The sequence below is a fragment of the Sphingomonas sp. J315 genome, assembly GCF_024666595.1.
GTDB lineage: Bacteria > Pseudomonadota > Alphaproteobacteria > Sphingomonadales > Sphingomonadaceae > Sphingomonas.
This window is the reverse complement of sequence record NZ_CP088296.1, coordinates 3,661,037-3,684,456: the sequence shown is the minus strand read 5'-3', so window position 1 is coordinate 3,684,456 and position 23,420 is coordinate 3,661,037. Positions and strand designations below refer to the sequence as shown.

The following is a 23,420-nucleotide window of genomic DNA, read 5'->3' as shown; positions in this document are numbered from 1 at the left end:
CTCCTAGACGCACCGCCAAACCCCTTCCTCCCAGATGAACAGGAAAGCGAGCATGGCGAAGATCAAGGTGAAGAACCCAGTCGTCGAGATCGACGGCGACGAAATGACCCGGATTATCTGGGAATGGATCCGTGAACGCCTGATCAAGCCGTACCTCGACATCGACCTGAAATATTACGATCTCGGCGTCGAGAAGCGCGACGAGACCAACGACCAGATCACGATCGACGCCGCTAACGCGATCAAGCAATACGGCGTCGGTGTGAAGTGCGCGACGATCACCCCCGACGAGCAGCGCGTCGAGGAATTCAACCTCAAGGAAATGTGGAAGTCGCCCAACGGCACGATCCGCAACATCCTGGGCGGCGTGGTTTTCCGCGAGCCGATCGTGATCAGCAACGTGCCGCGCCTGATCCCCGGCTGGACCAAGCCGATCGTCGTCGGTCGTCACGCATTCGGCGACCAGTATCGCGCGACCGACTTCAAGGTCCCCGGCGCCGGAAAGCTGCGCCTCGTCTTCGAGGGTGCCGACGGCCAGGTCATCGACCGGGAGGTGTTCAATTTCCCCGGTTCGGGTGTCGCGATGGCGATGTACAATCTCGACGATTCGATCCGCGATTTCGCGCGCGCATCGTTCAACTACGGCCTCAACCTCGGGTGGCCGGTCTATCTGTCGACGAAGAACACCATCCTCAAGGCCTATGACGGGCGCTTCAAGGACCTGTTCCAGGAAGTGTTCGAGACCGAAGGCTTTGCCGAGAAGTTCAAGGACGCCGGCATCGTCTATGAGCATCGCCTGATCGACGACATGGTCGCGTCGGCGCTCAAGTGGAGCGGCGAGTTCGTGTGGGCGTGCAAGAATTACGACGGCGACGTCCAGTCGGATCAGGTCGCACAGGGCTTCGGCTCGCTCGGCCTGATGACCTCGGTCCTGCTCTCGCCCGACGGCAAGACGGTCGAGGCGGAAGCGGCGCACGGCACCGTCACCCGCCACTATCGCCAGCATCAGCAGGGCAAGGCGACCTCGACAAACCCGATCGCGTCGATCTTCGCATGGACCGGCGGCCTCAAGTTCCGCGGCAAGTTCGACGACACGCCCGAAGTGACCAAGTTCGCCGAAACGCTGGAGCGCGTCTGCATCCAGACCGTCGAGAGCGGCAAGATGACCAAGGACCTCGCGCTGCTGATCGGCCCGGACCAGCCGTGGATGACCACCGAGCAGTTCTTCGAGGCGATCCGCCAGAACCTCGAAACCGAGATGGCGACCTGGGCGTAAGCCTTACTGCCGTCGGCAAGGAAATGGGCCGCGTTCCTCCAGGGACGCGGCCCTTTCATTGTGCTCAGTTCGAGCGCGGCGACCGGATATGCTCGCGCCGCAGGCCCAACCCGATAACCCGCGCTGGAATGCGCTGCAGCAGCGACACACGGTCAAGCAGGCGCAGCGCGGCGGGTGGTCGCAGCGTTCCGCGCAGCGCCGCGCCGATCACGCGCTCATGCGCCAGTCGCTGCATCGCCTGAATCACCCGGACCGGGAACATCCGCCGCTGCCGGACCTGCGGCAGCAGCGGATCGGGGTCCGCTGCACGCACCATCGGCGCGGCGAGAATATTGGCGGCGGCAACCGCGTCCTGAATGGCGAGGTTGATCCCGACGCCCGCCACCGGTGACATTGCATGCGCAGCGTCACCGATTGCGAGAAGACCGGGGCGCGACCAGCGCTCAAGCCGGTCCAGCGACACGCTGAGCAGCTTGATGTCGTCCCATCCGGCTAACGCATCGATCCCCTCTGCCATCACCGGCGCCGTCGCGGCGACGTCAGCACGGAAGTCGGCGATCCCGCGCGCCCGCACGGCTTCCGCGCCACCCTTGGCGATCGCCCGCGCGCCCTGAAAATAGTCGCCACGATCGATCGCGACGATCATCTCGCCCCGGTCGATATAGCCTTGGGTCCGGTTGTCGGGGGTCCGCGCCTTCGGCACGCGGAACCAGAAAACGTCGATCGGCGCCCCCAGATCGCGTAGCGGCAGCCCCGCCGCAGCGCGCAGCACTGATCCGCGCCCGTCCGCCGCGATCACCAGCCGCGCCTCGACCGTCTCGCCACCCGCCAGCCGCACGCCTTCGACCCGGTCATCGCGCTCGACCAGCCCATCGACCCGCGCGTTCATCCGCAGTTCGAACGTCGGAAAGCTGCGCGCCGCATCGGCGACAAAGTCCAGAAACTCCCATTGCGGCATCATCGCGATGAACCGGCCACGACCCGGCAAATGGCGGAAATCGGCGATGCGATACTCTTGCCCACCGACCACCGCGCCGATCCGCTCGACCCGGTCATGCGGTCGCGCCAGCATCGCGTCGAGCAGCCCCAGTTCATCGAACAGGTTCAGCGTTGACGGGTGAACCGTATCCCCGCGAAAATCGCGCAGGAAGTCGCCATGCTTTTCCAGCACGACCGTCTTCAATCCGGCGCGCGCGAACAATAGCCCAGCCATCATCCCCGCCGGGCCGCCGCCCGCCACACATATATCGTACCGCATTGCACAAGCCCGGTGACAAAGCGTTTCGCCGCCCGCTAGGGTAGGTCATGGCCCTAGACCTGTCCAACAGCGGTTTCAGCGACGCGCTCGTCATCCTCGGCGCCGCGGGGATCGTCATCCCGGCCTTCACCCGTTTCCGGATCAGCCCGGTGATCGGCTTCATCCTGGTCGGCGCCTTGGTCGGGCCGGCGGGACTGGGACAGTTGGTCAGCCAGTTTCCCTGGCTCTTCTATTTCACCATCACCGACCCGCATTCGATCGAGCCCTTCGCGGAGTTCGGCATCATCCTGCTGCTGTTCTCGATCGGGCTGGAGCTGTCGTTCAAGCGATTGTGGACGTTGCGCGGGCTGGTGTTCGGCGTGGGCGTGGCGGAGTTGCTCGGTGCGGCATTGCTGATCGGCGTCGGGCTGTATGCGATGGGTCAGGCGTGGTCCGGCGCGCTGGGTCTTGGCCTTGCGCTCGCTTTGTCCTCGACCGCGCTGGTCTTGCCGATTGCGGGGACCACCAGTCCGGTGGGCAAATCCGCCTTCGCGATGCTGTTGTTCGAGGATCTGGCGCTGGTCCCCATCGTCTTTCTGCTCGGCGCGCTGGCTCCGGCGGCGGGCGACGCGGCGTTCGGCGACTTCATGATGACCCTGTTGCGTGGCGGGATCGTGGTCGCGGTGCTGTTCATCGGCGGCCGCTTTTTCTTGCCCCGTCTGTTCGCTCAGGCCGCACGGACCAAGTCGCCCGAATTGTTCCTTGCGGCCAGTCTGCTGGTCGTGATCGCCGCCAGCCTCGCCACGACCGTGGTCGGCCTGTCGCCGATCGTCGGGGCGCTGCTCGCGGGCGTGCTGATCGCCGAAACCGACTATCACAGCGAGGTTGAGGTGATCACCGCGCCGTTCAAGGGGCTGGCGCTCGGCGTGTTCCTGATCACCGTCGGCATGCGGCTCGACCTGCGCATGATCATGCAGGACTGGGCACTGCTGCTCGCCGCGATCATCGGCGTGATGGCGATCAAGGTTGGCGTCACCATTGCACTGCTCAAACTGTCGGGCGCGCGCACCGGGACCGCAGCCGAAGCGGGCGTGCTGATGGCGAGCCCGTCAGAAACCACGCTGATCGTGCTCGGCGTTGCCGCAGCGGCGGGATTGATCCAGCCCTCGACCGCCGCCTTCTGGACCACCGTCACCGCGATCGGCCTGACGATCACGCCGCTGCTCGCTACCGCGGGCCGCTATGCCGCGCGCAAGATCGAGGAGCGCGATCCGACGCTGGACGAGGCGTCGAACCCCGACATTGTTCCGGGCGGCACGGTGGTGATCGGCTTTGGCCGCGTCGGGCGCACCGTCGCCGACATGCTGCGCGCGCATGACAAACCCTATGTCGCGGTCGACGCCGATATCGATGGCGTCGCGGCGGCCCGGCGTGAGGGCTATTCGGTGATGTTCGGCGACGTATCCCGCAGCGAGCTGGTGGATCGGCTGAGCCTCGGCCATGCCAAGGCGCTGATCCTGACCATGGACGACCCCGTGCTGACGGTGCGCCTCACCCGCCGTGTGCGCAGTTGGGTCCCCGACATCCCGATCATCGCCCGCGCGCGCGACGCGGCCCACGCCGCCGAGCTCTACAAGGCCGGCGCAACCGACGCAGTGCCGGAAACGCTCGAAAGCTCGCTGCAATTGGCGGAGGCGGCACTCGTCGACCTAGGCGTCGCAGTCGGCCCGGTGATCGCGTCGATCCACGAAAAGCGCGACGAGATGCGCAAGTCGATCAAGGAAGCCGCAGGACTGGAACGCGAACCGCGCATCCGGCGCGTGCGACAGAAGGAGGCGGAGGCCTAGCCCCCCTACCCCATCCGGCTCCGCACCACGCGCTTCAGCACATCAAGCGGCATCGCGCCCTTGCGCAGCACGTCGTGGAAGTGGCGCGGGTCCCATTTGTCCCCGGCCTTCGCCTTGGCCTCATCGCGCAGCTCGACCCACACGGTGTGGCCGATCTTGTAGCTGCACGCTTGCCCCGGCCAGACGGTGTAGCGATCGATCTCGCCCTGGCTGCGGCCGCGCGCGATGCCGGTGGTCGCGATGAAATAGTCGGTCGCTTTCTCGCGGCTCCAGCGCTTGGCATGCATGCCGCTGTCGACCACCAGCCGCGTCGCGCGGAACAGCAGCGACTGGAGATAGCCGACCTGCCCCAGCGGATCGCCTTCATACATCCCCATCTCGTCCGCCAGCTGCTCGGTGTAGAGCGCCCAGCCCTCGCTATAGCCGCTGAACCCGCCACGACGGCGGATCAGCGGAATATCCTGCGATTCGAGCGACAGCATCACCTGAAGATGATGTCCCGGCACCGCTTCGTGATAGCTCAGCGTCGCCAGCCCGAATTTGGGCCGGTCGAACGTGTCGCGCAGGTTGATGTAATAGATGCCGGGGCGCGAGCCATCGAGCGTCGCGGCCTGATAATAGCCGCCCGGTGCCCCCGCCTGGATCGCCGGCGGCACGCGGCGCACCTCGACCGGGGCCTTGGGCAGGGTCGCGAACTGTTCGGGAAGGCGCTTCTCCATCGCCTTCACCTGCGCGCGGAGCGCCTCAAGCAGCGCCTCGCGGCCCGGATCGGTGTTGGGGAACAGCTGATCAGGCCGCTCGTTGAGCGCGACCAGCCGCGCGCCTACGGCGCCATTCGTGATGCCCTGCGCCTTCAGGATCGTGTCGATCCGCGCGCTGATCTCCGCAACCTGCTCCAGCCCGATGCGGTGGATCTCGTCGCCCGTAAGCCGCGTGGTCGTCGCCGCCTCTGCCGCTGCGGTGTAATAGGCCGCGCCATCGGGCAGCCGCCACACGCCCGCGTCGTGCGTGGCCTTGCCGCGCAGTTCGGTGATCAATGCACGCTGGCGATCGAGCGCGGGGAAAACCTTTTCTACGACGACCTTCTCGGCCTGCGCCACCCGCTCGGGCGGAAGCTTGGCGGTCTCCAGCTTCGCCTTGAATCCGGTGACCATCCCGGTCTCGCTCGCCGCCTTGTCGCGCAGCGATGCGAACTGCTTGAGCGTCGTGTCGAGCACATAGTCGGGCGCGAACACCCCACGCGCGGCGTCGGCTCGCTGCCGCTCACTTTCCTGATCGAGTACCGTCGCAAACGCCTCCAGCCGCGCGAGATAGGCGTCGGCGTCGACCGCATCCTTCACCCGGTGCTGGTTGTCGAGGAAATCGGGGACATCCTGGTACGCACCGGTCAGCTGGCTCAGCCGATAGGGCGCATATCGCCCGCCCGCCGATCCATAGGTGAACTTCTCCCGCCCCGCGACGCTGCGCTCAAGCTGGTAGGTGACCACGTCATAGTCCAGCCGCGCATTCTCACCCAACGTCGCCGGATCGATCGCCTTGATCGCCGCCAGCTCGCGCTTCGCCCGCGCCAGATCGCGCGCCTCATCGGCCGCACTCCGCCCGGACAGCTGCGACTTGAGCGCGGCATTCTTTCCGGTATCCAGCCCCAGCGCGGTCGCCCCCTCGGGGCTCTCGGTCAGCCGGTCGTTGAAGATCCGGTCGAGCAGCGTGCGCAGCGCCGCATCTCCTGCCCCCGCCTTGGCCTCACCCGCCGCGCGCGCAGTGGCCGGAATGCTGGTGGCCAGCGCTGCCGCGCCGATGGACTGGACGAACGAACGGCGGCGCAGGGTCATGGAGTCTCCGGATTACTTGTCGAGAGGTGGGACACGCGCAACGCACGCGGCCAGCGCCGATGCGGTCGCACCATCCTGCGCGCGCAGCTTCGGCTCCAGCTGAGCCGACTGTGCGGCCACTTCGGCGTCGACCACCTTGCCGGACTTGCCCGCAGCGCGACCGGCATCGGCGGTGGCCATGCCCCAATAGATCAGGTGATCGAACAGCACCGATTCCTGCGGCGTGCCCTTGCCGATCTTGGCGGCGGCATGGGTCAGCGCGGCGCAGTTCAGCGCCTCGGGATAGGGTGGCAATTTACCCTGCGCCGTGGCGGCGGGGGCGATGATGAGGGCCGCTGCGATTGCGGCGGCCTTCAGGACATGATCACGCAGCTTCTTTCTCCTCGGCAAGCGCCGTCTTGACTGCATCGATCGCGGCTTGGGCGTTGCCGCCCTCGGGTCCGCCACCCTGCGCCATGTCCGGTCGCCCACCGCCGCCCTGCCCTCCCAGCGCGGCAACACCACGCTTGACCAGCTCGACGGCACTGAAGGTGCCGGTCAGGTCGTCGGTGACACCCACCGCGATCGCTGCACGCCCTTCATTTACCGCGACAAAAGCTACCACAGCTGAACCGATCCGCCCCTTGGCCTCGTCCACGGCACCGCGCAGCGCCTTGGGATCGAGCCCGTCGAGGATCTGGCCGACGAAGTTCACGCCGCCGATCTGCTCCGGCCCGGCCGGAGCAGCAGCCCCGCCGCCGCCCAGCGCCAGTGCCTTCTTGGCTTCGGCCAGCTCGCGCTCCAGCTTGCGGCGTTCCTCGACCAAAGCGGCAACGCGCGCGCTCACCTCGTCGGGTGAGGTCTTGAGCGTCGCCGCCACCTCACGCAATTTGGCATCGCGATCGTTCAGCCAAGAGCGCGCCGCTTCGCCGGTCAGCGCCTCGATCCGGCGCACGCCGCCCGCGACCGCGCTTTCGCTGACGATCTTGAACACGCCGATGTCGCCGGTCGCGCGGACATGGGTGCCGCCGCACAGCTCGACCGAATAATGTTTATCGGTCAGCCGTCCCATCGACAGCACGCGAACCTCATCGCCGTACTTTTCCCCAAACAACGCCAACGCGCCCGCCGCGACTGCGTCGTCGGGGGTCATCAGCCGCGTACCCACCGTCTCATTGGCGCGGATTTCGGCGTTCACCTCGGCCTCGACATCCGCGATCTCTTGAGCGCTGAGCGCAGTCGGGTGAGAGAAGTCGAAGCGGAAGCGGTCGGGCGCGACCAACGACCCCTTCTGCGTCACATGCCCGCCCAGCCGGTTGCGCAGCGCCGCATGGACCAGGTGCGTCGCCGAATGGTTAGCGCGGATCGCATCGCGGCGCGACACGTCGATCGCCAGCTTCACCGTGTCGCCGACCTTGATCTCGCCGCGCGCCAACGTCGCCTGATGCGCGTGCAGCCGGCCAAGCGGCTTCGACGTATCGCTGACGATCGCCTCGGCATTGTCGTTGCCGATCGTGCCGGCGTCGCCCATCTGGCCGCCGCTCTCGCCATAGAAAGGCGTCTGGTTGGTCAGGATCGTGACTTCATCGCCGGCACCGGCGCGGTCGACGCGCACGCCGTCCTTGACCAGCGCCACGACCTGCCCCTCGCCCTCGGTCGCCGAATAGCCGGTGAATTCGGTGCTCCCCAGCTCCTCGGCGATGTCGAACCACACATCGTCGCTGGCCTTGGCGCCCGAGCCCTTCCACGCGGCGCGCGCGGCATCCTTCTGCCGCTTCATCGCCGTGTCGAACCCGTCGCGGTCGACCTTCATCCCCTGCGGACGCAGCGCGTCCTCGGTCAGGTCATAGGGGAAGCCATAGGTGTCGTAGAGCTTGAACGCGGTCTCGCCGGGCAGCGTATCGCCCTCGCCCATCGATCCCGTCGCTTCGTCGAGCAGCTTGAGCCCGTTCGCCAGCGTCTGGCGGAACCGGGTTTCCTCCTGCAACAACGTCGCCTCGATCAGCGGCTGGGCGCGAACCAGTTCGGGATAGGCACCGCCCATCTCCGCCACCAGGCTCGGCACCATCCGGTGCATCAACGGCTCCTTCGCGCCCAGGATATGCGCATGACGCATCGCGCGGCGCATGATCCGGCGCAGCACATAGCCGCGCCCCTCATTGGCCGGCAGCACACCGTCGGCGACCAGGAAGCCAGAGGTACGGATATGGTCGGCGATCACGCGATGGCTCGCCTGATTGTCGCCGGTCGTCGCCGAATGCGTCAGCGCCCCGCTCTCTGCGATGAGCGCCTTGAACGTGTCGGTGTCGTAATTGTCATGCACGCCCTGCAGCACCGCTGCGACGCGTTCCAGCCCCATGCCGGTGTCGATGCTCGGCTTGGGCAGTTCGCCGATGATCGTGTCGGCTTCCTGCACATATTGCATGAAGACGAGGTTCCAGATCTCGACGAAACGGTCGCCATCTTCCTCCGGACTGCCCGGAGGGCCGCCCCAGATATGGTCGCCATGGTCGTAGAAGATTTCCGAACACGGTCCGCACGGCCCGTCCGAGCCCATCGCCCAGAAATTGTCCTTGGTCGCAATCCGGATAATGCGCTCTTCGGGCAGGCCCGCGATCTTCTTCCACAGATCGAACGCCTGATCGTCGGTGTGATAGACGGTCGCGGTCAGCTTGTGCGCGGGCAGCCCCCATTCCTTGGTCAGCAGCGTCCACGCATGGGTGATCGCCTGCTCCTTGAAATAGTCGCCGAACGAGAAATTCCCGAGCATTTCAAAGAAGGTATGGTGCCGCGCGGTGTACCCGACATTGTCGAGGTCGTTGTGCTTGCCACCCGCGCGGACGCACTTCTGGCTCGACGCCGCGGTGGTGTAGGGCCGCGTCTCCAGGCCGGTGAACACATTCTTGAACGGCACCATCCCCGCATTGACGAACATCAGCGTCGGATCGTTGTGCGGCACCAGCGGCGCGGACGGGACACGGGCATGGCCATGGCCCTCGAAATAGTCGAGGAAGCTGCGGCGAATATCGTTGGTCGAGGTCATTTGCGCGACTTAAGCGCGCCGAGGCGTTCGCTCAAGCGAAACGGTTCGATCAGGGTGATTGGAAGTTATCCAGCACTCCACGCAGTTCGGCGCACGACACCGCACCTAGGTCATCGGCCAATGTCTGGACGCGCCGCCGAAACCACGTCCGGGACTCGCAGACCAATTGTCCACGGTCATTTATCAGCGTGTGTTTCCAGCCTCTTCGCCGAAAGGCGATCCCGAAATTGCCAAAGTGGCGATCGTCAAAGCGGCGTTCTGCGACCCGCAGACCCCGGCCTTCGAGATCAGATAGGAGGCACTTGTAGGCTTCCTCATAAGTCACCCGATCGGGTCCTCGATCGACCCCGGCGGCACACTGAACCATTTCGGCCCCGCCGCGGTCATATGGAAGCAATCCTCCAGCCGCACGCCGAACTTGCCCGGCAGATACAGCCCCGGCTCGTTCGAAAAGCACATGCCCGGAGCCAGCTTCGTCATCTCGCCACGCACCAGATTGATCGGCTCATGCCCGTCCATGCCGATGCCATGGCCGGTACGGTGCGACAGGCCGGGGAGCTTGTAGTCTGGACCATAGCCCAAGGCCGCATACCATCCACGCACCGCATCATCGACGCGGCCCGCCGGAACGCCGAGCTGCGCGGCGGCGAAGGCGCGTTGTTGCCCGGCGCGGACATGTTCCCACACCTTGCGCTGCTCCGCACTCGCCGCGCCATGGACGAAGGTGCGGCTGATATCGCTTTCATAGCCATGAACCCGCGCGCCGCAGTCCATCAGTACGACTTCGCCCTTCACCACCCGCTGCGGCTTGCCGGTGCCGTGCGGATAGGCCGATGCCTCGCCCAGCAGGATCAGGTTGAACGCCACCTGCCCGCCCAGCTTCACCGTCGCCGCGGTCATCAGCGCGGCGATGTCGGCCGGGGTCATCCCCGCCTCGATCCGGGGGTAGGTCCAGCGATAGGCGGCCAGCGTCACGTCCGCCGCCTTCTGCATCAGCGCGATCTCGGCCGGCGTCTTGAACATCCGGCACCCGCGCACGACCGGGTTGGCCGACACGATCTTCACGCCCGCGAGCGCGCGCCACATGCCGTCGACCGCAAAGAAGCGCGCCGTTTCCTCGATCCCCAGCGGGCGACCGAGCAGCTTCTTCTCGCGCAGGAAGCCGGCGACCACCGCGAACGGATCCTCATGCTCCTGCCACACCCGGATTTCCGCAGGAATGCCGAGCGACTCGCGGACCGATGGCTCTTCGAAAAACGGCGTGACGATGATCGGATCGCCCTCGACCGGGATCACCGCCGCCGTGAGCCGCTCGCTCCGCCCCCAGCGCACCCCGGTGAAATAGAGCAGGCTCGCCCCCGGCTCGATCAGCACCGCGCCGATGCCGTTCGCCTTCATCAGCGCCTGCGCGCGACCAAGCCGGGCGGCGCGCTCTTCGCGGCCGATCGGCACCGCATCGCCGGTGATCGGCTGAAGCGCCGACAGGTCGGGCTGCGCTGCCCGCGCCACGGCGGAAAACCCGATCGGCGCCAGCGCCCCAGCTGCGATCAACCCGCGCCGGGTCAACCTCATGCCACAGGCTCCGGCGTCTCCTTCTCACCCGCCGACACGATCGTCGCGAGCACCAGGTCGCCGATCACGTTGAGCACGGTGCGGCACATATCGAGAAACCGGTCGACGCCCAGCACCAGTCCGATCCCCGCCGGTGGCACGCCAACCATGCCAAGGATAAGCGCAATCACCGGCAAGGATCCCGCCGGGACCCCGGCCGTGCCGATGCCGCCAAGGATGCACACCAGCATCACCGTGATCTGCTGCCCCAATGTCAGGTCGACGCCAAAGAACTGCGCGAGGAAGATCACCGTCACCCCCTCGAACATTGCCGTGCCGTTCTGGTTGGCCGTCGCGCCGATCGTCAGCACGAAGCGTGAGATCTTGGGCGGGAGCTTGAGCTTGGTCTCGGCCACGCGCAGTGCCGTGGGCAGCGTCGCGTTGGACGACGCGGTGGAGAAGGCCATCACGCTGGCCTCCTGCGTTTCGCGGAAGAAGGCGATTGGGCTCTTGCGCGCGAGCAGCAGCAGCAGGATCGGGAAGATCACGAACATCTGTGTACCAAGCGCCGCCAGCACTACGCCGACAAAGGCGAGCAACCGCACCAGCAATTCCCAGCCGAACAGCGCGGCCAGGTTGAACAAGAAACAGAACACGGCGATCGGCGCGAGCCGGATGACGAGACCGATCAGGCGCATCGACACCTCGAAAATCCCCTCGATGCCGCGCTTGAGCGTCTGCACCTGCGGCCGGTCGGCGGTGAGGAGGATGCCGATGCCGAAGAACAGGGCGAAGAACATGATGGCGAGGATGTCGTTCGCATTCATTGCCGCGACGACATTGATCGGAACGATGTTCAGGATCGCATCGACCCCGGTCGGGGTGCTGGCGGTGCGATCGAGGATCGCGCCGGCGCTGTCGCCCGATGCGGCGAGCAATGCTTGAGCCTCGACCCGGTCCACCCCGGCGCCGGGCTGGAGCAGATTTACCAGTAACAGGCTGACGATCACCGCGATGGTCGAAACGCAGACGGTGAGGACCAGCGTGCGCAGACCGACGCGCTTGAGCGCCGCGATCTCGCCCATCTCGGCTATGCCGACGACAAGCGCGGAGAACAGCAGCGGAATCACCAGCATGAACAACAGACGCAAAAAGACCTGGCCGATCGGGCCGGTGACATACGTCGTCACGGTTTTGACCCACGCCGCATCGGTCGCCGCAAAATGGACGAACAGGCCGAGTGTCAGCCCGAGCACGAAGCCGCCCAGCATCTGCCATTGCAGCGTCGATTCGCGCCGCACCTCCGTAATCGCCTCTGCGCCCGACATGCTTACCCCTTATTTTGTTGCGCGCTCAGGCATAGGCATAGGGACCGCCTTTGGCGAGCGCCGTCTGATAGGCGGGGCGTGCATGGATCTTGTCGATCCACGCGATCGTCGCCGGGCGAGTGGCATCGAGCCCCCCTCGCGCCCGCGCTGCTTCGAGCGGGAAGCTCATCATCACATCCGCCGCGGACATCGCATCGCCCGCGAACCAGGGACGGCTCGCCAGTTCGGATTCGACGAAGTCGAGATGGACGTCGATCATCGGCTGGATACGCTTTTGCGCCGCCTTGCCGAAAATTGGCACGCGCATCAGCACCAGCTTGACCAGCAGCGGCGGCATCAGCGAACCCTCGGCATAATGCATGAAGTGCCGGTAACGAAGCGCCGAGTCGCGATGCGCAGGCGGGCCGAGCTGACCGTCGGCCTTCTCGACCAGATACTCGATGATCGCGCCGGTCTCCGCCACGATGCGCGGGGCGTCGTCGGGATCACCGTCGACAATTACCGGCGACTTGCCCAGTGGATGCACCGCACGAAGCTCCGGCGGGGCCAGCATGGTCTTCGGGTTCCGCCGGTAGCGGCGGATTTCATAGGGAAGTCCAAGCTCCTCAAGCAGCCAGAGCACCCGCTGCGAGCGCGAATTTTCGAGATGGTGGACGGTAATCATCGACGGGTGCCCCCTTGGTTTACGCGAATCTGTCTCGGCTGAGACAGAATGACCAGCGGCAATCGGGCCTGCGGCCGACCGTCAGCCGAGCGGCTTGCCGAACACGACGAGCTGCTCGACCTCGGCAAAACCCGCAGCCTTGTGCCATGCCCGGCTGGCATCATTGTCCGGAGAGGTATCCGATCCCAGCCAGTCAGCCCCTTGCTCCCGCGCCCAGTCCTCGACCGCCGCGAGCAGCGCGCTCGCGACCCCGCGTCCTCGCGCATCCGGGCTGACCCAGAGATCCTCGACATAGGCCGCATGGAATCGCGGTGCACCTTCGGCATAATTGCGCAAACGTGCATCGATCATTCCCAACGCCTGACCCGCATCGTCGAACGCGAGGAACGCGACATAAGGCTCGGGTAACGCGAGCAGTTCGCCGATCTCGGCGAGAAAAGCCTCGGGCGATTGCCCCGGATGCAGCGCTGCAAGCATCTCCGCCCAGACCGGGTAATCACGTTCGACCGCGCGACGCACCTGTACCTGAAAGCTGAGCTCGGCCATGCGGCCAGTGTGCCACGCACATCAGCACGCCTGCAACCGCAAGGTGAGAATGCGCGGCTTTGCGAACGCAGCCGGCCGAACGAGCCAAGCCACATGTGGCGCGACTGCGGCACGAGCTGGAGCACGCGGCGCATAATCCGGGATGAAGCACTGGGCCCGACACAGGAAAGGCCCGGCGCACGCCACGCCGGGCCTTCCAATGGGAGACTGGTCCCTTGACCGCCACCGACCTGTCGATCCGGTACGGCCCGCAACAGGCATTGCTGCCCGAAACTGGTTAACGACTGTTTAGCCGCGCTTACTGTGGAATCAGAGGTCGTCCTCGGCATCCGGGCCGGCCATCATCTCTTCGGCTACCTGCTCGGTACGGGTCCGGATCGCCCGCTCGAGCCTGTCGCAAACGTCCGGATTTTCCTTGAGGAAGGTCTTGGCATTCTCACGCCCCTGGCCGATCCGGATGCTGTCATAGCTGAACCACGCGCCGGCCTTTTCGACCAGCCCCGCCTTGACGCCGAGGTCGAGAATCTCGCCGATCTTCGAAATCCCCTCGCCATACATGATGTCGAACTCGACCTGCTTGAACGGCGGGGCGACCTTGTTCTTCACCACCTTCACCCGGGTGGAGTTGCCGATCACATCGTCGCGATCCTTGATCGCGCCGGTGCGACGGATGTCGAGGCGAACCGAAGCGTAGAATTTGAGCGCATTGCCGCCGGTCGTGGTCTCCGGATTGCCGTACATCACGCCGATCTTCATCCGCAGCTGGTTGATGAAAATTACCATGCAGCGCGAGCGACTGATCGAACCGGTCAGCTTGCGCAGCGACTGCGACATCAGGCGCGCCTGAAGGCCGACGTGGCTGTCGCCCATTTCGCCTTCGATTTCCGCACGGGGAACAAGCGCCGCAACCGAATCGACCACGAGTACGTCGATCGCGTTCGAACGCACCAGGGTGTCGACGATCTCGAGCGCCTGCTCGCCGGTGTCGGGCTGCGATACGATCAGTTCGTCGATATTGACACCCAGCTTCTTGGCATAGACCGGGTCGAGCGCGTGCTCCGCGTCGACGAACGCGGCGACGCCGCCATTCTTCTGCGCCTCGGCGATCACATGCAGGGCAAGCGTCGTCTTGCCGGAGCTTTCCGGACCATAGACCTCGATCACGCGACCACGCGGCAGGCCGCCGACGCCCAAAGCGATGTCGAGCCCGAGCGAGCCGGTCGAAATCGCTTCGACCTGCATCGTCTCCTTGGAGCCGAGCCGCATCGCGCTGCCCTTGCCGAACGCGCGGTCGATCTGTGCCAGCGCCGCGTCGAGCGCCTTCTGCTTGTCGGGAGAAATGCCCATCTTTCCGTCGATCACCTTGAGGGAAGCTGCCATGAGAAGTCTCCGTCGCTAAAGGCTTTGCGGCCTGCGTTCAACCATTGCCTGAAGCGCGTCGTACAACATATGTTCCGATGGAACAAGTGCGGAACGATCTTTTTTTGTTCTCATTTTCGTCGCAGCATCCAAACACCTTGCCCTACCCTTCCAATCGCGCGATCCTCCACCGATGATCGCTCCTGACTTCATCGCCGGCCTGCCCAAGGCCGAACTGCATCTGCATATCGAGGGAAGCCTTGAACCCGAGCTGATGTTCGCGCTGGCGAAGCGCAATCGCGTCGCCATCCCGTTCGACAGTGTGGAGGCGGTGCGTGCCGCGTACAGCTTTTCCAACCTCCAGGACTTCCTCGACATCTATTATGCCGGCGCGGACGTGCTGCGTGTCGAGCAGGATTTCTACGACCTCGCGGACGCCTATTTCGGACGCGCGGCGGCGGATGGCGTGGTCCATGCCGAAATTTTCTTCGATCCCCAGACACATACCGATCGCGGCATTCCGTTTCAGGTGGTCGCCGACGGGCTACTGAGCGCCATGCGCGATGCTGAGGGACGGCACGGCCTCACCTCAAAGCTGATCCTCTGCTTCCTGCGCCATCTCGACGAGGAGGCGGCAGTCGCGACACTCAGGACAGCCGAGCCGTGGCTCGACCGGATTGAGGGGGTCGGGCTCGATTCGTCCGAACTCGGCCACCCGCCCGAAAAATTCGCGCGCGTATTCGCGGCGGCAGGTGCCATGGGGCTGAAGCGGGTCGCACATGCCGGGGAGGAAGGACCGCCCGACTATGTCTGGCAGGCGCTCGACCTGCTCAACGTCGACCGGCTCGACCATGGCAATCGCAGCCTGGAGGACCCGGCGCTGGTGCGCCGCCTTGCCGACACAGGGATGACACTCACTGTCTGCCCGCTGTCAAACCTCAAGCTTTGCGTGGTCGACGATATGACGAACCACCCGCTCGACCGGATGCTGGAGGAAGGGCTGCGCGCGACGGTCAATTCGGACGATCCGGCCTATTTCGGGGGCTATGTCGCCGACAATTACCGCGCGGTCGCCGCCGCACGCGGGCTGAAGCGCGACCAGATCGTCCAGCTGGCACGCAACAGCTTCACCGGATCGTTCCTCGACGAGGCGGAGAAGGCGGCGCACGTCGCCCGGCTCGACGCCTATGTGGCGGCGAACTGATGCCAGTCTTCACCCCGATCCCGCATGAACAGTTTGTCGCCGATGTGCTGGCACTGGCCGATGCGGTACGCGCCGATCCGGACTGGCAGCCCGATTATCTGATCGGCATTGGGCGCGGCGGGCTGATTCCGGCGGTCTATCTCAGCCACGCGATCATCGGCCCGATGCTGTCGGTCGATTACAGCGCGCGAAACGAGGATCTCGCCGCCCCCGCCCTTGCCCGGCTCGCGGAACGGACGCGCGACGGCGCCCGGCTGTTGTTCATCGACGACATCAACGACAGCGGTGCGACGATCGGGCGGCTGCGCGAAGGGCTGGCAACGGCGGGGGCGAATGCGACGAACGTGCGTTTCGCGACACTGCTCGACAATGTCACGTCTCATCAGCGCGTTGAATACGCGGCGCGGACCATCGACAGGTCGGTGACGAAGGACTGGTTCATCTTCCCCTGGGAAGCCGTCGCCCCGGACTCCGCAATCGAAGCCGACGCCGCCGAACTACCCGACCGCATCGCCTGAAGGATCAGAGCGCGGCGAGCGCCTGTTCGACCGCGTCCATGGTGAACGGCTTGGCGAGTACCGGACGGTCGCGATATGCCTCGGCCACCATGTCGCCGCTGCCGCCGGTGGCGAGGATGAAGGGCACGCCCTGCGCTGCGAGCGCATCGGCGATCGGCCAGCTCTGCTCACCCCCCGCCAGATTGACGTCGAGGATCGCGGCATCGACGCCGCCTGCCGCGACGATCTCCAGCGCAGCCGCCACGCTCTCCGCAGTGCCGGCATGTTCCTTGCCCAGCATGTCGAGGAAATCCTCGATCATCATGGCGATCAGGGGTTCGTCCTCGACGATCAGGATGCGTTGCGGTGCGCTCATTTCGCCAGCATGTGCCGCACTATCGCTCGCCGGTCGAGTGCTATTTTGCGGTCATTACCGAACGTGCCAGTTCCGCAAGTTGCTGGACTGAAAAGGGTTTTGGCAGAAATGCGACCTTGTCGATGTCGATCGACTTGCGCAACTGCTCCTCGGCATAGCCCGACATGAAGATGATCTTGAGGTCGGGGTATTTCTTGCGCGCGTGACGGACCATCGTCGGTCCATCCATCGTCGGCATCACCACGTCGCTGATGAGAAGGTCGGGCTTGCCGCTCTTTTCGAGCAGTTCCAGCGCCGCTTCGCCATTCTCGGCGGTCAGCACGGTATAGCCCTGCCGCGCCAGCGCGCGCTCTGCGACCGCGCGCACCATTGCCTCGTCCTCGACCAGCAGGATCGTGCCGCTCCCCCACAAGTCGCCCTGCACCGGCTTGGGCGCATTGAGCTGCGCGGCCGGTTCGGGCGCGTTGTGGACGGGCAGGTAGATGGTGAAGACCGCCCCCTTGTCCGGCGCGCTCTCCGCGAAGATGAACCCGCCCGACTGCTTGATGATGCCATAGACGGTCGACAGGCCCAGGCCAGTCCCCTTCCCCACTTCCTTGGTGGTGAAGAACGGCTCCCAGATATGCGCGAGCACATCGGCCGGGATGCCCGATCCGGTGTCGGAAATGCGCAGCGCGGTATAGTCGCCCACGGGCAGGACGTCGTCGTCCATCGCCCGCACCTCACGCGCCGCGACGCTCAGCGTCTCGATCGTCAGCGTGCCGCCGCCATTGGGATTTTTGGCCAGCATCGCGTCGCGCGCATTGACGGCGAGGTTGACGACAACCTGCTCCAGCTGCCCCGGATCGGCGCGCACCGGGCCCAGGTTTCGCCCGTGATTGACCACCAGCTCGACCGTCTCACCCAGCAGCCGCTTGAGCAGGTTCGACACTTCGGAGATGATGTCGGGCAGCTGCAGCACCTGTGGCCGGAGCGTTTGTTGCCGCGAAAAGGCGAGCAGCTGGCGGGTCAGCGCCGCCGCGCGATTGGAATTGAGCAGGATCTGCTGGATATCGTCATAATCGCTGTCGCCCGGCGCATGGCGCATCAGCATTAGGTCGCAATGACCGATGATCGCGGTCAGAATGTTGTTGAAGTCGTGCGCAACGCCGCCGGCGAGCTGGCCGACCGCCTGCATCTTGGTCGCCTGTGCCACCTGCCGCTTGAGCTGCCCCTCCTCGCCCGCATCGCGCAGGCTGAGCAGCACCGCCGCATCGCCCAGCCCGCGGGCCGACGCGATCGACAGCGACACCGCCTCCTCAGCCGCCGGGGCGAAACGGACGGTCAGATCCATCGAATGCGCCGCGCCCGCGGCAAAGCGCCGCACGGCATCGGCCAGAATGCTCTTGTCCTCGCGCACCACCAGATCGCCGGGATAGAGCGGCGGTGCGTCGGTGTTCACATGCGCCGCCCGCACGAACGCATCGTTCATATAGGCAAAGCGACCGTCCGCGCCGACCAGCGCAATTCCCGTCGGCAGCAGCGCGATCAGCGACCGGACATGCGCGGTCGATTCCTCGCCCATTTCCTGCGCCGGGGCATATTCCTCGTCGAGCAGCGCGACCAGCATCGGCGTCGCATCACCATCGAGGAAGGGAATTTCCAAGACCCGGATCGGCGTCCCTGACAGCCCCTCGCGCTCGAACCGCACCGTGCCGCGATTGTCGGTGATCAGGAACCGGGTGATGTCCCGTCCCTCGATCATCGCCATCTCGTCGCCCGCCGCGCGGAGGCGGAGGACACGGTTCGCTGCGCGCACGCGGCCATCGGCGCCGATCAACGCCATCATGATCCCGGCTTGACCCAGCCGGTCGCCCGATTTTCCCGCAACCAGCGCCTGCGCCTGCTTGGTCAGATCGACCGCATCGGCGCCCGCGAAGCGCCAGATCAGCATCGAATCACCTACGCGGGTGACATGCGCGGTCAGCTTCGTCCCTGCTGCGTCGAACGATCCACTCGACGCCTCGCCGTCGCGCCATGCCGCACGGCCCGCACTGCCCAGTTGCGATGCGGCCCAGTCACCTATCACCACCGCCGGAGGGGCGGGATAGCCGGGAAACAGCGTCCCGAATCGTTCATTCGCGCAAACCAGCCGCCCGGCGCGATCGGTCACCGCAATCGCATCGCTGCAGATCGACGCGAGCATATTGGCGAGCGACCAGTCGACTGCTGCGCTCTCAACCGCGTCATCGGCGGCGGTCGCAGGGCGACGCAGCAGCGTGACAGCCAGCGCGATCAGCACGGCGGCGGCGAAGAAGCCTGCCGCCACCGGAAGCGAGTCGATCGCCCACAGCACCACGCCACCCGCCACCGCTCCGGCCGCAATCGCGGTGATCAACGGGCCGGTCAGTCCGGGGGAGTCGTCAGTCGGGGCGGAAGTGGCGGCCATGGCCCCCTTTCCCGCCCCACTGGCACAGCGTCAAGCGCTCACCAGACGCGGACGCGCTTTGCCGGGTCCAGATACAGCTTCTCACCCGGCTTTGCGCCAAAGGCGCCGTACCAGGGGTCGAGGTTGCGGACGACCCAGGCGCGCTGGATCGACGGGCTGTGCGGGTCGGTCAGCAACCGCTGACGCAAATTCGCCTCGCGATAATTGCGCCGCCACACCTGCGCCCAGCCGAGGTAGAAGCGCTGGTCGCCGGTGAAGCCGTCGATCACCGGCGCGTCCTTGCCGCCGAGCGAATGCTTGTAAGCATCATAGGCGATGGTGAGGCCGGCGAGATCGCCGATATTCTCGCCCAGGGTGAACTCACCCTTCACATGCTCGCCCGGCAACGGCTCATAGGCGTCATATTGCGCGATCAGCGCCTTGCCGGCCGCCTCGAATGCCTTGACGTCCTGCGGCGTCCACCAGTCGGACAATTCGCCCTTCTCGTTATACTTCGCGCCCTGATCGTCGAAATGGTGGCTGATCTCGTGACCGATGACGGCACCGATACCGCCATAGTTGATCGCCGGATCCGCCTTGGGATCGAAGAAGGGAGGCTGCAGTATCGCGGCGGGGAAGACGACTTCCATCATGCCGAAATTGGCATAGGCGTTCACTGTCTGGGGAAGCATTCCCCATTCCCATTTGCGCACCGGCCCGCCCAATTTGTCGAGCATGTACGCATAGTCGAAGCGGTTGGAGCGCACGGCGTTGCCGAACAAATCGTCCGACTTGACCTCCAGCCCCGCATAGCTGCGCCACTTGTCGGGATAGCCGACCTTGACGGTGAAATTCTTGAGCTTCGCCTTGGCGCGCAGCTTGGTTTGCGGCTGCATCCAGTCGAGCGAGTCTATGCGGCGCCCCATCGCGTCGAGGACATTGGCGACGAGCTTGTTCATCTCCGCCTTGTATTCGGCGGGGAAGTAGCGTGCGGCATATTCCTTGCCCAGCTCCTCGCCCAGCGCGCCTTCGGCAAAGCTCACGCCGCGCTTCCAGCGCTCCTCGCGCTGCGGCGTGCCCTGCAACGTCGTCCCGTAGAACGCGAACTGCGTGTTCGACACCGCATCGGGCAGATAGTCGGACAGCGATCCCAGGCTGCGCACCAGCATCTGGTCCTTCACCACCGCCAGCGGCGCGTCATTGAGGATGCCCGAAATGCTCTTGAACGCGCTCGGCTGAGCAATCAGGACTTCGGTGATCTTGGGGCTTAGCCCGCGCAAGATCGCGGGCAGGTCGACCATCTCCGAACTGAACTGTGCGGTCTCCGCCAGCGTGTACTTGTTATAGGTCTTGGCGGCGTCGCCCGATTCCTCGCGAGTCCACTGCGCCTTGGCGATCTTCGTTTCCATCTCAAGGATCGCCTTGGCGCGCGCCTCGGCATCGCCCTCACCCGCCAGCGTCAGCATCTTGGCGAGATAGCCGAGATAGGCGGTACGGTTCGCCACCATCTTCGGGGTGTCGAGCAGATACATGTCGCGATCGGGCAGGCCGGTGCCGCCCTGATACATGCTGAAGATATACTGGGTCGGGATCTTGTCGTCCTGCCCGACATAGCCGCCGAACGGCCCTGGCACGCCCATCTTCGCGCCCTCGACCACCAGCGCGGCATAGCCCGCCTTGCTGTCGAGCGCCTTGATCTTGCCCAGCCACGGCTGGATCGGCGCAAGACCCCGCGCCTCGACGGTCGCGGTGTCGAGATAGCTCGAATAGGCACGACCGACCATGCTGGCGGGATCGTCCTTCACCTCGTCGAGGATACCGCGCACCCGCTGCTTCGACAGGTCGTCGAGCGCGGTGAACATGCCATAGTTGGACTTGTCGGCGGGGATCGGCGTGTTCTTTGCCCAAACACCGTTCGAGAAGGCGTAGAAGTCTTCGCCCGGTGCAACGCTGCGATCCATCCCGGCCACGTCGAACCCGAAGCTCCCGAGTTGCGGCTTGGCCGCCGGTGCTGCCGTAGGCGCGTCAGCGCTGGTGGACGGGCTGCAGCCGCTCGCCAGCGCGGTTCCGGCAAGCAGGACGGGGATCAGGAGGAGACGCATCGGCTACCCTTCGGACATTGGAAAACGCCCGTGTCTTACGCCGATGATACGCCCGATCAAGTCTCCGACGAAACTTTATTACGGAGGGCCACACGCTTGCGCCACTTGCGGGCAACCCAGGCGCGCCAGGCGAAGATCGACAGGCCATAGCCTGCGGCTGCAGACGCGACCGAAATCACCAATAGGCCGATCACCAACGCCGGTGCTGCCTGCGAGAACAGCCAGTTCAGCCATTCGCCGACCCCGGCATGATGCTCGATCAGCGCCATGAAGCCCGACACGTCGGCGCTCCGCCCCAGCATCGCATTGCCGGTATAGACCGATCCGTAGAGAATGAACGGCGTCGTCGCGGGATTGCTGAGGAAGGTCATCGCCGCAGCAATCGGCACGTTGGCACGGAACGGCAGCGCAAGCATCGCCGCGCCCGCGATCTGCAGGCCCGGGATCAACAGGAAGATACCGACCAGCAATCCCAGCGCCACGCCACGCGGCACCGACCGGCGGGTGAACCGCCACAACTCAGGGGCGAGGACGCGGTGCGCCACCGGACGCAGCCAGCGGATCTGCTCGATCGACTCGCGGGTTGGCATGTTGCGGTGCCACCATGCGCTGAGGCGATTCGGTTTCATGTCACCCGCGATCGCGGAGGATCCGCCCCTGTTCACGCTTCCAGTCCCGTTCCTTGATCGACTCGCGCTTGTCGTGAGTCTTCTTGCCCTTCGCCAGCGCCAGCTCGACCTTCGCCCGGCCGCGACCGTTGAAGTAGATCGACATCGGGATCAGCGTCATGCCCTCCCGCGCGACCGCGCCATGCAGCTTTTCTACCTGCCGTTGATGAAGGAGCAATTTACGGGGACGCTTGGGCTCGTGATTGAAGCGATTTCCGTGCGAAAATTCGGGGATATTTGCGTTAACCAGCCACGCCTGACCGTCGCGCACCTCGGCATAGCTCTCCGCGATCGACCCCTCGCCGAATCGCAGCGACTTCACCTCGGTCCCCTGCAGCGCGATGCCCGCCTCGAAAAATTCCTCGAGGAAATATTCGTAGCGCGCCTTGCGGTTCTCCGCGACGACCTTTTTCTTGTCGAATTCTAGGGGACGAGGGCGTGCCATGGGACGCGCGATGTAGGGGTGCTGAAGGAGAAAGGGAAGCGATGGCTTCAGTTTCTGTCAGTGCTCCTGCGAACGCCGGAGCCTAGAGTTACTAAGGACGACCCCGGCGACGCCTGGGCTTCTGCTTTCGCAGCAGGACAATCGCGTCAGATCAACCCCGCCGCCGCCATCGCCGCATCGACCGCCGCCTTGCTCGCATCGCTCGGTGCGACCATCGGCAGGCGCAGTTCGGCGGAAATCTCGGGCTTCAGCTTGTTGACGGCGTACTTCACCGGCCCTGGCGAGGCATCGGTGAACAGCGCGAGGTGCAGCGCGAACAGCCGGTCGTGCAGCGCCAGCGCGATGGCGGTGTTCCCCTCGGCCCACGCCGCCTGGAACTGCGCGCACAGCTTCGGCGCGACATTGGCGGCGACCGAGATGCACCCCACCCCGCCCATCGCGTTGAACGCCAGCGCGGTCTCGTCATTGCCCGACAGCTGGGCAAGCCCATTGCGCAGCGCGGCACGGTGCTTCGACACGCGGGCAAGGTCGCCGGTCGCGTCCTTGATCGCGACGAACTTGTCCGGGAACGCCTGAACGATCCGGATCACCGTTTCGGGCTGGATATCCGTCACGGTGCGCCCGGGGACATTGTAGAGGATGATCGGCAGGTCGCATTCGGCGGCGACCGCCGCGAAATGCTGGAAGATGCCTTCCTGGCTCGGGCGGTTGTAATAGGGCGGGACCATCAGCACCGCGTCGGCGCCGGCTTCCTTCGCCGCCTGGACGTTGCCAATCGCCACGCGGGTGTCGTTCGACCCTGCCCCCGCGATTACGGGGACGCGCCCGCGCACCTGATCCGCGCACACGCGCACGACCTCGAAATGCTCGTCCTTCGACAAGGTGGCTGCCTCGCCAGTGGTGCCGACGGGGACCAGAGCCGACGATCCTTCGGCGATCTGCCACTCGACGAAATCCCGGAATACAGCCTCGTCGAAGCTGCCGTTACGGAATGGCGTGATGAGTGCGGGGATCGAGCCGGAGAACATATGCGTCAAAATGCCCCAATCGTCGGAAATT

The 23,420-nt window shown here is 65.3% G+C and carries 19 protein-coding genes; 4 read left to right on the top strand and 15 right to left on the bottom strand.

Annotated features, from left to right (window positions below; genetic code table 11):
- The first annotated feature begins 52 nt into the window (after positions 1-52).
- Positions 53-1,276 carry an NADP-dependent isocitrate dehydrogenase gene (locus tag LRS08_RS18595; protein ID WP_257845789.1) on the top strand — a complete coding sequence of 408 codons (1,224 nt, stop codon included), beginning with the start codon at positions 53-55 and terminating at the stop codon, positions 1,274-1,276.
- A gap of 64 nt (positions 1,277-1,340) precedes the next feature.
- Here the strand turns inward: LRS08_RS18595 and LRS08_RS18590 are convergent, their stop codons facing one another.
- Positions 1,341-2,534: an FAD-dependent oxidoreductase gene (locus tag LRS08_RS18590; protein WP_257845790.1), complete on the bottom strand. Its 1,194-nt coding sequence runs from the start codon at positions 2,532-2,534 to the stop codon at positions 1,341-1,343.
- A 47-nt stretch (positions 2,535-2,581) separates the two neighbouring features.
- Here LRS08_RS18590 and LRS08_RS18585 point away from each other — a divergent pair, with 47 nt between their 5' ends.
- Positions 2,582-4,360 (top strand): cation:proton antiporter, encoded by a 1,779-nt coding sequence (locus LRS08_RS18585; protein ID WP_257845791.1) that lies wholly within the window; start codon positions 2,582-2,584, stop codon positions 4,358-4,360.
- Between the two features lie 5 nt (positions 4,361-4,365).
- On the opposite strand, the gene LRS08_RS18580 is transcribed toward LRS08_RS18585, so the two are convergent.
- The 8 genes from LRS08_RS18580 to recA form a co-directional block, all read right to left on the bottom strand.
- A complete protein-coding gene (locus tag LRS08_RS18580; protein ID WP_257846175.1) occupies positions 4,366-6,186 on the bottom strand; it encodes a DUF885 family protein in 1,821 nt (606 codons plus the stop codon).
- Between the two features lie 18 nt (positions 6,187-6,204).
- Complete coding sequence (locus LRS08_RS18575; RefSeq protein WP_257845792.1) at positions 6,205-6,582, bottom strand: hypothetical protein; 378 nt, start codon at positions 6,580-6,582, stop codon at positions 6,205-6,207.
- Positions 6,557-9,214 (bottom strand): alanine--tRNA ligase, encoded by a 2,658-nt coding sequence (gene alaS / locus LRS08_RS18570; protein WP_257845793.1) that lies wholly within the window; start codon positions 9,212-9,214, stop codon positions 6,557-6,559. Before alaS ends, LRS08_RS18575 begins: the two co-directional genes overlap by 26 nt.
- A gap of 321 nt (positions 9,215-9,535) precedes the next feature.
- Positions 9,536-10,786 (bottom strand): Xaa-Pro peptidase family protein, encoded by a 1,251-nt coding sequence (locus LRS08_RS18565; protein WP_257845795.1) that lies wholly within the window; start codon positions 10,784-10,786, stop codon positions 9,536-9,538.
- Entirely contained in the window at positions 10,783-12,093 is a 1,311-nt protein-coding gene (locus LRS08_RS18560) for a dicarboxylate/amino acid:cation symporter (RefSeq protein WP_257845796.1), read from the bottom strand. The genes LRS08_RS18565 and LRS08_RS18560 overlap by 4 nt, the downstream gene beginning before the upstream one ends.
- Positions 12,094-12,118: 25 nt before the next feature.
- A complete protein-coding gene (locus tag LRS08_RS18555; RefSeq protein ID WP_257845797.1) occupies positions 12,119-12,757 on the bottom strand; it encodes a glutathione S-transferase family protein in 639 nt (212 codons plus the stop codon).
- Positions 12,758-12,838: 81 nt separating this feature from the next.
- Positions 12,839-13,303, bottom strand: coding sequence for a GNAT family N-acetyltransferase (locus LRS08_RS18550; RefSeq protein WP_257845798.1), 465 nt, complete (start codon positions 13,301-13,303; stop codon positions 12,839-12,841).
- A gap of 309 nt (positions 13,304-13,612) precedes the next feature.
- Positions 13,613-14,683, bottom strand: coding sequence for a recombinase RecA (gene recA / locus LRS08_RS18545; RefSeq protein WP_308223052.1), 1,071 nt, complete (start codon positions 14,681-14,683; stop codon positions 13,613-13,615).
- 172 nt (positions 14,684-14,855) lie between these two features.
- On the opposite strand from recA, the gene LRS08_RS18540 reads away from it, so the two are divergent.
- Both LRS08_RS18540 and LRS08_RS18535 read left to right on the top strand, forming a co-directional pair.
- Positions 14,856-15,866, top strand: coding sequence for an adenosine deaminase (locus LRS08_RS18540; RefSeq protein ID WP_260481107.1), 1,011 nt, complete (start codon positions 14,856-14,858; stop codon positions 15,864-15,866).
- Positions 15,866-16,384, top strand: a complete 519-nt coding sequence (locus LRS08_RS18535) for a phosphoribosyltransferase (RefSeq protein WP_257845800.1) — start codon at positions 15,866-15,868, stop codon at positions 16,382-16,384. The genes LRS08_RS18540 and LRS08_RS18535 overlap by 1 nt, the downstream gene beginning before the upstream one ends.
- A gap of 4 nt (positions 16,385-16,388) precedes the next feature.
- Here the strand turns inward: LRS08_RS18535 and LRS08_RS18530 are convergent, their stop codons facing one another.
- From LRS08_RS18530 to dapA, 6 genes are all read right to left on the bottom strand, one after another.
- A complete protein-coding gene (locus LRS08_RS18530) occupies positions 16,389-16,739 on the bottom strand; it encodes a response regulator (RefSeq protein ID WP_257845801.1) in 351 nt (116 codons plus the stop codon).
- Between the two features lie 40 nt (positions 16,740-16,779).
- Positions 16,780-19,167 (bottom strand): response regulator, encoded by a 2,388-nt coding sequence (locus LRS08_RS18525; protein ID WP_257845802.1) that lies wholly within the window; start codon positions 19,165-19,167, stop codon positions 16,780-16,782.
- A 38-nt stretch (positions 19,168-19,205) separates the two neighbouring features.
- Positions 19,206-21,248: a M13 family metallopeptidase gene (locus LRS08_RS18520; RefSeq protein ID WP_257845803.1), complete on the bottom strand. Its 2,043-nt coding sequence runs from the start codon at positions 21,246-21,248 to the stop codon at positions 19,206-19,208.
- 56 nt (positions 21,249-21,304) lie between these two features.
- Positions 21,305-21,877, bottom strand: a complete 573-nt coding sequence (locus LRS08_RS18515; protein ID WP_257845804.1) for a DUF2062 domain-containing protein — start codon at positions 21,875-21,877, stop codon at positions 21,305-21,307.
- 1 nt (position 21,878) lies between these two features.
- Positions 21,879-22,361, bottom strand: coding sequence for an SsrA-binding protein SmpB (gene smpB, locus LRS08_RS18510; protein WP_257845805.1), 483 nt, complete (start codon positions 22,359-22,361; stop codon positions 21,879-21,881).
- A 146-nt stretch (positions 22,362-22,507) separates the two neighbouring features.
- On the bottom strand, positions 22,508-23,389 hold the full coding sequence (gene dapA, locus LRS08_RS18505; RefSeq protein WP_257846177.1) for a 4-hydroxy-tetrahydrodipicolinate synthase: 882 nt from the start codon (positions 23,387-23,389) through the stop codon (positions 22,508-22,510).
- Between the last annotated feature and the right edge of the window lie 31 nt (positions 23,390-23,420).